The 11,747-nt window shown below is 55.3% G+C and carries 11 protein-coding genes; 8 read left to right on the top strand and 3 right to left on the bottom strand.

Annotated elements, in window-relative coordinates; translation table 11 throughout:
• Positions 1-12: 12 nt before the first annotated feature.
• The gene (gene cysQ, locus ACEQ15_RS05770; protein ID WP_370278144.1) at positions 13-828 is read right to left on the bottom strand and encodes a 3'(2'),5'-bisphosphate nucleotidase CysQ; all 816 of its coding nucleotides are present in this window, start codon (positions 826-828) and stop codon (positions 13-15) included.
• Positions 828-1,382, bottom strand: a complete 555-nt coding sequence (gene nudE / locus ACEQ15_RS05775) for an ADP compounds hydrolase NudE (protein WP_370278145.1) — start codon at positions 1,380-1,382, stop codon at positions 828-830. Before nudE ends, cysQ begins: the two co-directional genes overlap by 1 nt.
• 45 nt (positions 1,383-1,427) lie before the next feature.
• On the opposite strand from nudE, the gene yrfG reads away from it, so the two are divergent.
• The 4 genes from yrfG to ACEQ15_RS05795 all read left to right on the top strand — a co-directional run bounded on the left by yrfG (position 1,428) and on the right by ACEQ15_RS05795 (position 5,201).
• Positions 1,428-2,093: a GMP/IMP nucleotidase gene (yrfG, locus tag ACEQ15_RS05780; RefSeq protein WP_370278146.1), complete on the top strand. Its 666-nt coding sequence runs from the start codon at positions 1,428-1,430 to the stop codon at positions 2,091-2,093.
• A complete protein-coding gene (hslR, locus tag ACEQ15_RS05785) occupies positions 2,090-2,488 on the top strand; it encodes a ribosome-associated heat shock protein Hsp15 (protein ID WP_370278147.1) in 399 nt (132 codons plus the stop codon). Before yrfG ends, hslR begins: the two co-directional genes overlap by 4 nt.
• A gap of 88 nt (positions 2,489-2,576) precedes the next feature.
• Positions 2,577-3,449 (top strand): Hsp33 family molecular chaperone HslO, encoded by an 873-nt coding sequence (gene hslO, locus ACEQ15_RS05790; protein ID WP_370278148.1) that lies wholly within the window; start codon positions 2,577-2,579, stop codon positions 3,447-3,449.
• 204 nt (positions 3,450-3,653) lie between these two features.
• Positions 3,654-5,201, top strand: coding sequence for a phosphoenolpyruvate carboxykinase (locus ACEQ15_RS05795; RefSeq protein WP_370278149.1), 1,548 nt, complete (start codon positions 3,654-3,656; stop codon positions 5,199-5,201).
• 140 nt (positions 5,202-5,341) lie between these two features.
• On the opposite strand, the gene ppx is transcribed toward ACEQ15_RS05795, so the two are convergent.
• Complete coding sequence (ppx, locus tag ACEQ15_RS05800) at positions 5,342-6,862, bottom strand: exopolyphosphatase (RefSeq protein ID WP_370278150.1); 1,521 nt, start codon at positions 6,860-6,862, stop codon at positions 5,342-5,344.
• A gap of 283 nt (positions 6,863-7,145) precedes the next feature.
• Between ppx and trxA the strand changes: the two genes are divergently transcribed.
• From trxA to ACEQ15_RS05820, 4 genes are all read left to right on the top strand, one after another.
• Entirely contained in the window at positions 7,146-7,472 is a 327-nt protein-coding gene (trxA, locus tag ACEQ15_RS05805; protein ID WP_282353398.1) for a thioredoxin TrxA, read from the top strand.
• Between the two features lie 246 nt (positions 7,473-7,718).
• Positions 7,719-8,978, top strand: a complete 1,260-nt coding sequence (gene rho, locus ACEQ15_RS05810; protein WP_282353400.1) for a transcription termination factor Rho — start codon at positions 7,719-7,721, stop codon at positions 8,976-8,978.
• A gap of 69 nt (positions 8,979-9,047) precedes the next feature.
• Positions 9,048-10,523: a 4-hydroxy-3-polyprenylbenzoate decarboxylase gene (ubiD, locus tag ACEQ15_RS05815; RefSeq protein WP_370278151.1), complete on the top strand. Its 1,476-nt coding sequence runs from the start codon at positions 9,048-9,050 to the stop codon at positions 10,521-10,523.
• A complete protein-coding gene (locus tag ACEQ15_RS05820) occupies positions 10,523-11,563 on the top strand; it encodes a 2Fe-2S iron-sulfur cluster-binding protein (protein ID WP_370278152.1) in 1,041 nt (346 codons plus the stop codon). The genes ubiD and ACEQ15_RS05820 overlap by 1 nt, the downstream gene beginning before the upstream one ends.
• Positions 11,564-11,747 lie beyond the last annotated feature (184 nt).

Consider the following 11,747-nt stretch of genomic DNA (forward strand, 5'->3'; position numbering starts at 1 on the left):
TTACTTTAGCCTTCAGATTGCGCTGTTCAGCGCGTGCAGCGGGAAGTTCGGGTCACCCACCACGTAAAAGAACGGGTTGGTCAGGTCTTCCCGCTGGTTGTATCTCAGCGGTTCCAATGTGTCCGCATTCACCAGTTTCCCGCCTGCTGCTTCCACAATGGCCTGAGCCGCTGCCGTATCCCACTCCGAAGTCGGGAATAGACGCGGGTATAGGTCGGCCTTGCCTTCAGCGATCAGACACATCTTCAGTGAGCTGCCGCTGGCGAGGCTCTCGACCTGATCAAAATCCCCGGCCAGCTTGTCCAGCAGCTTGTCGTTCTGCTCCTGACCGTGGCGTCGGCTGGCGGTGACCACCAGGGTATTGCCCAAAGGGCGACTCTGAATCGAGTGTACGCTGCTGTCCGCTTCCTGTTTCCAGGCACCGATGCGGGAACCGCCCCAGTAAGTTTCGCGGGTTGGTGGCAGATGGATAATGCCGAGAATCGGCGTGCCGTCCTGAATCAGGGCGATGTTAACGGTGAACTCGTCGTTACGGCGGATGAACTCCTTGGTGCCGTCGAGTGGATCGATACACCAGAACAGCTCCCAGTGGCTGCGGGTGGCAAAGCTGATATCGTCGGCTTCTTCGCTCAGCTGTGGGATGGTGGGGTTGAGCTGGTTCAGGCCCTTCTCAATCACCCGATGGGCCGCCAGGTCGGCGGCGGTGACCGGCGAGTCGTCGCCCTTGGCCTGTACATCAAAGTCGTCGCGCTGGTAGACCTCCATGATCGCTTCGCCCGCCTCTCGGCAGATGCGGCGTAGGTCGGGGATAAACAGATCTATATCCATCAGCGGTTACTCTCGTTGGCCAGGAAGGTGCGGGTCATATAAAGGGCGGCGATGGCACGGCCTTCACTGAACTCCTCCTGCAGCACCAGGTTCTCCAGATCGTCCAGCGGCCAGCTCACCACTTCCAGCTCTTCCGGTTCGTCACCTTCCAGGCGGCATGGATAGAGGTCACGGGCGATGATCACGTTGATGGTGTGTCCCATATAGTTGGGGGCGGATGACATCACTTTGAGGCTGTTCAGGCGCTCGGCACCGAAACCCGCTTCCTCTTTCAGCTCACGGTCGGCGGCCTGGTGGGCGGTCTCACCCGGGTCGATCAGGCCCTTGGGCAGGGTGAGGGTGTAGTCTTCCAGACCGGCGGCGTATTCGCGGATCAGCAACACGTTGCCGTCGGCGGTAATCGGCACGATCATCACCGCACCGTGGCCGCGGGTGGCCAGGCGTTCATAGATCCGTTCGGCGCCATTGGAAAAGCGCAGGCTCAGCTCCTCGACCTGAAACAGGCGGCTGCTGGCGGTTTGGGTGACCTTCAAAATTTCCGGTTTAGCGGGCATACTGTAATCACTCTCATTTGGCTTATCTCCCGGCGCATAACTTCCATGATTGACTGGTCCCAAATCGATACTGTCCTGTTGGATATGGACGGCACGTTGCTCGATCTGCACTTTGACTCACACTTCTGGCTGGAGTTTCTGCCCCAGCACTATGCGCAGGTGCATGCGATGGAACCCGGCGCGGCGCGGGCGTGGTTGCATCAGCGTATCATACAGGAGCAGGGCACACTAAATTGGTACTGCCTGGATTTCTGGAGCCGGGAACTGGGTATGGACGTACCTGAGCTGAAGAAGGAAGTGGCCGACAGAATTGCCTTCCGGCCGCATGTGCAGGACTTTCTGGCACGTCTGCGCCAGGAAAATATCCGCACCGTGATTGTAACCAATGCCCACTACGGCAGTCTTAACCTTAAGAAGGAACGCACCGAGATCCACACGCTGGTGGATGAGGTGATCTGTTCCCACGATTTCCAGCTGCCGAAAGAGGATGTGCGTTTCTGGGATAAGCTGCACGAGGTGGAGCCGTTTAATCCGCAGCGCACCCTGCTGGTGGATGACAGCCTGCCGGTGCTGCGTTCGGCGCAGCAGTACGGTATCCGTTACCTGCTGTCGATCTACCAGCCCGACAGCCAGGCGCCGCGCCGCGAGATCGATGAGTTCAATGCCATCGACCATTTTGATGAAATTATGCCGAAGAAGTCCGATTCATGAGTGAACAACAGGGTGACAAGGTCCGCCTCGACAAATGGTTGTGGGCCGCCCGCTTTTATAAGACCCGTGCCATCGCCAAGCAGATGATCGACGGGGGTAAGGTGCACTACAACGGTCAACGCACCAAGTGCAGCCGACATGTTGAGATAGGGGCCACCATTCAGATCCGCCAGGGGTTTGATGAGAAGGTGGTCATTGTAATGGCGCTGTCCGATACCCGCCGAGGTGCGCCGGAAGCGCAAAAGCTGTACCGCGAAACCGAGGAGAGTATCGCTAAGCGTGAGGAACATGCCGCGCAGCGTAAGGCCATGGGTTCCAGCCTCAATCCTCGTAACCGTCCAAATAAGAAAGATCGTCGTCTGATCCGTGGATTTAAAGATCAGGTGGTCGACTAGACAGCCCCGCAGAAGATAGCGCCCGTTCACAACCGTTTATGGTAAGATGGCGGGCAGATTAACAACCTCGTCTATTTACTACCCTCACATGAGCAATTCCGATCAGATTCAACGTGTCCTGTTCGATGAACTGGATATCCGTGGTGTCTTGGTGGGCCTCGAAACGAGCTACCAGCAAGCCCTCGAAAAGCACAACTATCCAAAAGTGATCCGCCGCGTACTGGGCGAGATGATGGCGGCAGCCAGTGTACTGGCGGCCAACCTGAAGTTTGAGGGACGTCTGATCCTGCAAGCGCAGGGTGAAGGTGACGTGACCCTGCTGATGGCGGAGTGTAACCACAACCAGGAACTGCGTGCGATCGCCCGCTTTGAAGGTGAACTGCCGGAAGAAGCACGTTTCATCGATCTGCTGGAAAAAGGCCGCATGGCGATCACCATCGATCCATTGAAGGGCCAGCGCTACCAGGGCGTTGTGCCACTGGAAGGCGACACCCTGGGCCAGTGTCTGGAAGCTTACTTCGGCCAGTCCGAACAGCTGCCAACCCAGATGCACTTCTGCGCCGATGATGAACGTGCAGCCGGGTTCCTGCTGCAGGTGCTGCCAGCAGAAGGCACTGCCGAGGAAGATTGGGGCCGTATCAGCCACCTGGCGTCCACCCTGAAGGATGAGGAACTGCTGGAGCTGGATAACCAAACCCTGCTCTACCGTCTGTTCCACGAAGAGAACTGCCGCCTGTTCGAAGCGGACACAATTCAGTTCCGTTGCGACTGCTCCCGCGAGCGCAGCCTGAATACCCTGAAGTTTATGACCAAGGAAGAGTTGCAGGGGATTCTGGACGAGCAGGGCAACATCGATGTCGCCTGTCAGTTCTGCAGCGAGCAGTATCACTTCGACCAGGCCGATCTGGACTATCTGTTCTCCGATTCATCCGGTGCTCCGGGCTCTGATTCCGTGCACTGAATGGAAAAAATCTTCAGGGGTCAAACAATTAGCTGATCCCTGAATGAGAACCGTTTTTGAAATGGCGTTGATGCCACTTTTTGTGCAATAATACGCCTCCTTTTTATATAACTATGACAATAAACTGCCCCTAATACCTAGGTGCGGAACGTCTAATTGCTTATCAGGTAACGTTATTGGCGCCTACGCCAAGGGAACCCAGTAATGACCAAAGAATCTGTGAATACCGTAAACATTAACCTGAGCCCGGCTCAGCTCGTAGAAAAAGCTATTCAGGCTGGCGAAGGCCGCCTGGCTGATACCGGTGCCCTTGTTGTGGAAACCGGTAAACGCACCGGCCGTTCTCCGATGGACCGTTTCATCGTGGAAGAGCCAAGCACCGCTGACGCAATCGATTGGGGCAACGTAAACCGCCCATTCGATTCCGACAAATTTGACGCGCTGTGGGTGCGTGTTGAGGAATACCTGGCAGACAAGGAATCTTATGTCGCCAATGTTCACGTAGGCTCCGATCCTAACCACTATCTGCCGGTTAAGATGACTACACAGACTGCATGGCAGAACCTGTTTGGTCAGAACCTGTTTATCCGCCCTGAGGAATTCAACCCGAAGAGCAAAGAAGAGTGGCAGATCCTGAACGTTGCAGGTTTCGAATGTGTACCTGAGCGTGACGGCACCAACAGCGATGGCTGTGTGATCATCAACTTCGCTAAGCGCAAAGTCCTGCTGGCAGGCATGCGTTACGCGGGTGAGATGAAGAAAGCTATGTTCTCTGTGCAGAACTTCCTGCTGCCGGAGAAAGACGTGCTGCCAATGCACTGCTCCGCAAACGTGGGCGAAGACGAGAGCACTACCCTGTTCTTCGGTCTGTCCGGTACCGGTAAAACGACTCTGTCCGCAGATCCAGAGCGTTACCTGGTCGGTGACGACGAGCACGGTTGGGGCAAAGGTGTTGTCTTCAACCTGGAAGGTGGTTGCTACGCGAAGACCATCAACCTGTCGAAGAAAAACGAGCCAATCATCTGGGACGCGATCCGTTTCGGTGCAATCGTTGAGAACGTTAAGCTGGACGATGCACGCACTGCAGACTACAACGACACTTCCCTGACTGAGAACGGCCGTTGCGCATACCCGCTGCAGCACGTTGAAAAGCGTACTGAAACCAACATGGGTGGCGAGCCACAGGCGATCGTATTCCTGACCTGTGACCTGACCGGAGTACTGCCGCCAGTATCCATCCTGTCCAAAGAAGCTGCGGCTTACCACTTCCTGTCCGGTTACACCGCGCTGGTAGGTTCTACCGAAATGGGTTCCGGTGGTGGTATCAAGTCTACCTTCTCCACCTGCTTCGGCGCGCCGTTCTTCCCACGCCCAGCGGCGGTATACGCTGAGCTGCTGATGAAGCGTATCGAAGAGTTCGGTTCTCAGGTTTACCTGGTAAACACTGGCTGGACCGGTGGTTCTTTCGGTACTGGCGAACGCTTCAGCATCCCTACTACCCGTGGCATCATCGCAGCAATCCAGAGCGGTGCGCTGAAAGATGTTGAAACTCAGCACCTGGAAGGTATCAACCTGACTGTACCAACATCCGTACCGGGTGTTGAAGCAGCGCTGCTGAACCCACGTGAGACTTGGGCTGACAAGGGTGCGTACGACGCAACTGCTAAAGACCTGATCGGTCAGTTCACCAGTAACTTTGAGAAGTTCTCCGGTGTATCTGAAGAGATCATCAGTGCAGGTCCTCAGCTGTAAACACAGCTTAAGACCCGCAATAAAAAACGCCCTCATTTGAGGGCGTTTTTTTTGGGGGCTTTCTGCTCTTCAAATATGATGTAGGGTAGCCTTTAGGCTACCGGCAGCCTGAAGGCTGCCCTACAAGAAGGTTGTTGAGACTATTCGACCTCAAGGCTGTAATCGATCACCTTCAGGTAGTCGGCTTCCTGCTGCAGGTCGGCTGCGGTTAGCGGGTTATGCTGCAGCCAGCCTTCTGGGAAGCGCAGGTGCAGCTTCTTTCCGTCGGCGCGGAAGATAATCGCCGGCAGACGCAGGTTGCTCTCACTGCGGTTCAGCAGTACGGCGATTCGCAGCAGAATACACAAACGCTTATATGGTTCCTGCAGGTGCTTCTGCAGCTTCTTGAACTCATCTTTCGGGAACTTGCGGCGGTGGCCGCGCGCCAGGGTCGCAACCAGCTGCTGATCGCGGTTGGTAAAGCCCGGCAGGTCGGAGTTATGCAATAGGTAAGCGCTGTGCTTGTGGAACTGGCTGTGGGAAATCGTCAACCCGATGGTGTGGGTGCGTGACGCCCAGCTCAGCATATCGTGGAAGACGGGACGCTCCAGGCCCCAGTCGTCCTTGACCTGCGCCCAGCCCAGTAATGCCGTGTTTTCGATCCGTTGGGTCAGTTCGGTATCCACGTGGTAACGCTCAGCTAATGCGTTGATAGTGCGTTCACGCACATCTTCGTGAGCTAAGCGGCCTATAGTGTCGTACAGCAGACCTTCACGCAGGGCGCCGGTGGAGTAGTGCAGCTTGTCGATATTCAGCGATTCGAAGATACCGGACAGAATCGCGATACCTGCAGGCAACACCATACGACGCTCCGGTTTGATGCTTTCCAGATCGATATCGTCGACGGTCTCAAATGTCAGCAGCTTCTGCTGCAGGTGATACAGCCCCTGGGCGGTAATCGCATCGTCACTCAGGCCACTGCTGACCAGCGCGTTACGGATCGCCTTAATGGTGCCGGAGGAGCCCACACAACTGCTCCAGCCCAGATCGCGATAGCGTGCCCGGATCGACAGGAGTTCCTGCATGGCTGCGGTTTTCGCCTGCTGGAAACGTTGGGCCGTGATTACACCATCCGGGAAGAAACGTTTGGTGTAGCTGACACAACCCATGTGCAGGCTTTCCAGTTCCTGTGGTTCGAAGCGCTCGCCGATGACAAATTCGGTACTGCCGCCACCGATGTCGATCACCAGACGTTTACCCAGGTCATCCGCCAGCGTGTGGGATACACCCAGGTAGATCAGGCGGGCTTCTTCGCGACCGGCGATCACTTCCAGATCGGTCCCCAGGATTTTTTCGGCCTGTTCCATAAACTCCGCAGAGTTCTTAGCTTCGCGCAGTGCATTGGTCCCCACAATGCGAACTGCACTGCGCGGTAGGGAAACAATGCGTTGTGCAAATCGGCTTAGGCATTCCAGGCCGCGTTCCTGCGCGGCTTCGGTCAGCTTCTTGTTCTTGTCCAAGCCTGCTGCCAGCTGCACTTTTTCGGACAAGACATCAATCGGTTTCAATTCGCCGTGAGCCAGGCGGGCGACCATCATATGGAAACTATTGGAGCCAAGGTCGATCGCTGCCAGGAGGGTGGAGTCCTGGTTGTTGTCGCCGGCTATCTCCTGCTGGGGCATACGATAAAAGCCTCAAGATCAAAAGAGCTACACAAAAAGCTACACGTTGTGGTGCAACTGTATATACACGTTACTCTTAAGGTTACCAGAAGAGTCATTACAGAACATAGATCCCAGACCGGATCGGGTTATACCGATATAAGAAATTGGTCTGGTTTCGGGCTCTCCGGCTGTCGTTAATTGGATGCAACGATGGTGTAAGTTGGTTACCAAATGGCTACCGACGGTGTTATCATCGGGCGTCTTACAATTTATGCACCAGGTACATTGGAGAAAGTATCCCATGAGCGAGAACATCGTAAACGTTACCGATGCCTCTTTTGAAGAGGACGTCCTGAAAGCAGAGGGCGCTGTACTGGTAGATTACTGGGCAGAGTGGTGCGGTCCATGCAAAATGATTGCGCCTGTGCTCGAAGAGATCGCCAAGGAATACGAAGGCAAGCTGAAAGTTTGCAAGCTGAACATCGATGAGAACAACGAAACTCCACCTAAATTCGGTATCCGCGGTATCCCTACCCTGATGCTGTTCAAAGGTGGCAACGTTGAAGCTACTAAAGTTGGCGCACTGTCCAAGTCCCAGCTGGCTGCTTTCATCGAAGCAAACCTGTAATTCCGGGTACGAAAATGTGGTGGCCGTACGGCCGCCTCAACGGTTTAAGCGCCCGCGGGCCTGATTAAGGCTTGTACACCACATTTTCATCTCTATGCTATAGACAGCGTAGAAACAACCTTTTATAGTGACCTCTATCGACAGCCCGTTTCTCAATTAGCGGTGCTCCTGTCAAAGAATTCCAATTTTCTTCCCAAAACTTATCCATTCATTTCGACGCAGGCTTTTGCCGCGCTCTCATAGCTTATGAATCTTACTGAACTGAAAACGAAAAGCGTTCCCGAACTGCTGGACATCGCTAAAGGCATGGGCATGGACAATCTTGCCCGCTCCCGAAAACAGGACGTTATCTTTGCGATCCTGAAACGTCACGCCAAAGGTGGTGAAGACATCTACGGCGATGGTGTACTGGAAATCCTGCAGGACGGATTCGGCTTTTTGCGTTCCGCAGACTCCTCCTACCTGGCCGGCCCTGACGACATCTATGTATCTCCAAGTCAGATCCGCCGCTTTAACCTGCGTACTGGCGATACCATTGCCGGTAAGATTCGTCCGCCAAAAGAGGGCGAGCGTTACTTTGCCCTGCTGAAAGTTAACGAGATTAACTACGACAAGCCGGAAAACGCCAAGAACAAGATCCTGTTCGAAAACCTGACGCCGCTGTTTGCGCAGGACCGACTGCGTCTTGAAATGGGTAACGGTAGTACCGAAGACCTGACCGCACGTGTGATCGACCTGGTGTGTCCGATGGGTAAGGGACAGCGTGCACTGGTGGTATCCCCACCTAAAGCCGGTAAGACCCTGATGCTGCAGAACATCGCTAACAGCATCACCCGCAACAACCCGGAAACCCACCTGATCGTACTGTTGATCGACGAGCGCCCGGAGGAGGTGACCGAGATGCAGCGTACCGTGCGTGGTGAAGTGGTGGCGTCCACCTTCGACGAGCCGCCTTCCCGTCACGTACAGGTAGCCGAGATGGTGCTGGAAAAAGCCAAGCGTCTGACCGAGCACAAGAAAGATGTCGTAATCCTGCTGGATTCCATCACCCGTCTGGCGCGTGCGTACAACACCGTGATCCCGTCTTCCGGTAAAGTACTGACCGGTGGTGTCGATGCACACGCACTGGAACGTCCGAAGCGTTTCTTCGGTGCGGCGCGTAACATCGAAGAGGGCGGCAGCCTGACCATCATCGCAACGGCGCTGGTTGATACCGGTTCCAAGATGGACGAGGTTATCTTCGAGGAATTTAAAGGTACCGGTAACTCCGAAGTTCACCTGGACCGCAAAGTGGCAGAGAAGCGCGTTTACCCGGCGATCAACATCCGTCGTTCCGGTACCCGTCGCGAAGACCTGCTGACCACGGAAGATGAGCTGCAGCGTATGTGGATTCTGCGTAAACTGCTGGATCCGATGGAAGACTCCGCAGCGATCGAGTTCGTACTCGACAAGCTGAAAGACTTCAAAACCAACGACGAATTCTTCCTGTCGATGAAGCGGAAATAAGACCGTTTTCGTATAAAAGGGGTAAGCATTCGCTTGCCCTTTTTTATTGCTGATAGATTGGTTGTTTGCATGTCTACACCTAAGTACAAAGACCTGCGTGACTTTATCCAGATGCTGGAAGCACGTGGTGAGTTAAAACGTATCAAGCAAGAGATTGATCCCAATCTCGAGATGACCGAAATTGCCGACCGCACCCTGCGAGCCGGTGGTCCAGCGCTGCTGTTCGAAAATCCCAAAGGTTACGATTACCCGGTCTTGGCCAACCTGTTCGGTACGCCGGAGCGTGTGGCGATGGGCATGGGCGAAGAGACTGTCGAAGCGCTGCGTGAAGTGGGCAAGGTGCTGTCTCAGCTGAAAGAACCTGAACCACCCAAGGGTATGAAAGATGCCTGGGACAAGCTGCCGGTATTCAAGCAGGTGCTGAATATGGGGCCGAAGGTAGTCAAGAAGGCGCCGTGTCAGATGCATGTGGTTGAAGGCGATGATGTGGATCTGTACAAGCTGCCGATCCAGACCTGCTGGCCGGGGGATGCCGGGCCGCTGGTAACCTGGCCATTGGTAATCACCCGTGGTCCGAACAAGGAGCGTCAGAACCTGGGGATCTACCGCCAGCAGTTGATTGGCAAGAACAAGCTGATCATGCGTTGGTTGGCTCACCGTGGTGGTGCGTTGGATTTCCGCGAGTGGAAGAAGGAACATCCGGGCAAGCCGTTCCCGGTCGCAGTTGCATTGGGGGCCGATCCGGCGACCATTCTGGGCGCGGTGACTCCGGTGCCGGATACCTTGTCTGAATACGCCTTTGCCGGTCTGTTGCGTGGCGGCAAAACCGAGGTGGTGAACTGCCTGGGCAGTGATCTGCAGGTGCCAGCCAGTGCTGAATTTATCCTTGAGGGTTACATCGATCCTGAAGAGATGGCAGACGAAGGGCCATTTGGCGACCATACTGGTTATTACAACGAGGTGGATAGCTTCCCGGTATTTACTGTGGAGCGTATCACTCACCGTGACCGGCCGATCTACCACAGTACCTACACCGGTCGTCCGCCGGATGAGCCGGCGATCCTGGGTGTGGCGCTGAACGAGGTGTTTGTGCCGATCCTGCAGAAGCAGTTCCCGGAGATCGTGGACTTCTATCTGCCACCGGAGGGTTGCTCCTATCGCATGGCGGTGGTGACCATGAAGAAACAGTACCCGGGCCATGCGAAGCGTGTGATGCTGGGCGTCTGGTCGTTCCTGCGCCAGTTTATGTACACCAAGTTTGTGATTGTGTGTGACGATGACGTCAACGCCCGTGACTGGAATGACGTGATCTGGGCGATCACCACCCGTATGGATCCGCAACGGGATACGGTGATGATCGACAACACACCGATCGATTACCTCGACTTCGCCTCGCCGGTTTCCGGTCTTGGTTCGAAGATGGGGATGGACGCCACCAACAAGTGGGAGGGGGAAACCACCCGCGAGTGGGGCGAACCGATCAAGATGGATGACGCGATCAAGCAGCGGGTCGACGCCATCTGGGATGAGCTGGATATTCTCTAGTGCACCGCACAGGGTTTCAGTTATACCTGAACGACATCGCGCAACCGGTCCGGGTTCTGCCGGACCAGACTCTGTTGGCGGCCCTGGAAGAGGCCGGTTACAGGATGCGCCGCAGTTGTCGCAACGGGGTGTGTGAAATCTGTGAGATCAGGTTGCAGCATGGGCGGGTGCAACAGCATTACCCCCAGGCAACCTACCAAAACAATAACGCTGCAGAAGATGTCAGGGTGCTGACTTGTACAGCTACACCGCTGACGGATCTATGGGTGAATATTGAAGGGCTTAAGGCCCCCGGAGAAAAATCGGTGAAGAAACTGGTTTCTGATATCAAAGGGATTGAGTCCCTGAACCACGATGTGTATCGGGTTCGTTTGCAGCTGCCGGCCACAGGGAGCCTGGCAATAGATTTTACAGCAGGGCAGTATCTGGACATGATCCTGCCGGACGGTAAGCAGTGCTCCTTCTCCATCGGCAGTGCGCCGGAGCAGGGCCGTGACTTGGAGCTGCACATCCGACATATGTCGGACAGCGAGATGTCCAACGCGGTAATGGCCCACCTGCAGGATGAGGCAACGGTTGAGCTGGAACTGCCAAAAGGCGACTGCTGCCTGGCAGCGAATGCGATCAACCCGAAAACCCACTTTATCTTTGCTGCGGCGAGCACCGGCTTTGCCCAGGTGAAGAGTGTGGTGGAGCACCTGTTGGCTAATCAGGTTCCAAACCAGATCAGCATCTACTGGGGTGCGCGCGTGGAAGAGGATCTGTACCTGGAAGCGCTGCCAGAGCAGTGGACCAAAGAACACGCCAACGTGAGCTTTGTGCCTGTGGTCAGCGAGCCAGAAAGCAGCCCGAACTGGAAAGGCCGCACCGGTTTGCTGCCGGCTGCCGTGCTGGAAGACTTCGAAAACTTCGACGGTGTAGAGATCTTCGCCAGCGGCTCACCGGGCATGGTGTATGCGCTGCTGGATGCCGCTGAAACCCGCGGTTTCAACGAAGCGCAGATGCACTCCGACGTGTTTGCCTACGCACCGCGTGTGTGATCTGTTAAGCGCTGAGTGTTGATGAAAAGCCTCCGGATTGGGCACTGCTGTCCCATAGTTTGGGATAAATAAGAAAGCCTGAATCCATGTGAGTAAAATGAGTGTGCGAGCAAACACTTTAATCACAAAGGATTCAGGCTTTGTCACATCATAACACCGCGTTTCATCAGTTGCTGCAGCCCCT

The organism is Pontibacterium sp., from assembly GCF_964228735.1.
GTDB lineage: Bacteria > Pseudomonadota > Gammaproteobacteria > Pseudomonadales > Balneatricaceae > Pontibacterium.

Bases quoted from the DNA above. Each gene is read 5' to 3' on its own strand.
- ACEQ15_RS05795 (WP_370278149.1), top strand. From the start codon at position 3,654: ATGACCAAAGAATCTGTGAATACCGTAAACATTAACCTGAGCCCGGCT.
- ubiD (WP_370278151.1), top strand. From the start codon at position 9,048: ATGTCTACACCTAAGTACAAAGACCTGCGTGACTTTATCCAGATGCTG.
- hslO (WP_370278148.1), top strand. From the start codon at position 2,577: ATGAGCAATTCCGATCAGATTCAACGTGTCCTGTTCGATGAACTGGAT.
- hslR (WP_370278147.1), top strand. From the start codon at position 2,090: ATGAGTGAACAACAGGGTGACAAGGTCCGCCTCGACAAATGGTTGTGG.
- trxA (WP_282353398.1), top strand. From the start codon at position 7,146: ATGAGCGAGAACATCGTAAACGTTACCGATGCCTCTTTTGAAGAGGAC.
- ppx (WP_370278150.1), bottom strand. From the start codon at position 6,862: ATGCCCCAGCAGGAGATAGCCGGCGACAACAACCAGGACTCCACCCTC.
- cysQ (WP_370278144.1), bottom strand. From the start codon at position 828: ATGGATATAGATCTGTTTATCCCCGACCTACGCCGCATCTGCCGAGAG.
- yrfG (WP_370278146.1), top strand. From the start codon at position 1,428: ATGATTGACTGGTCCCAAATCGATACTGTCCTGTTGGATATGGACGGC.
- rho (WP_282353400.1), top strand. From the start codon at position 7,719: ATGAATCTTACTGAACTGAAAACGAAAAGCGTTCCCGAACTGCTGGAC.
- nudE (WP_370278145.1), bottom strand. From the start codon at position 1,382: ATGCCCGCTAAACCGGAAATTTTGAAGGTCACCCAAACCGCCAGCAGC.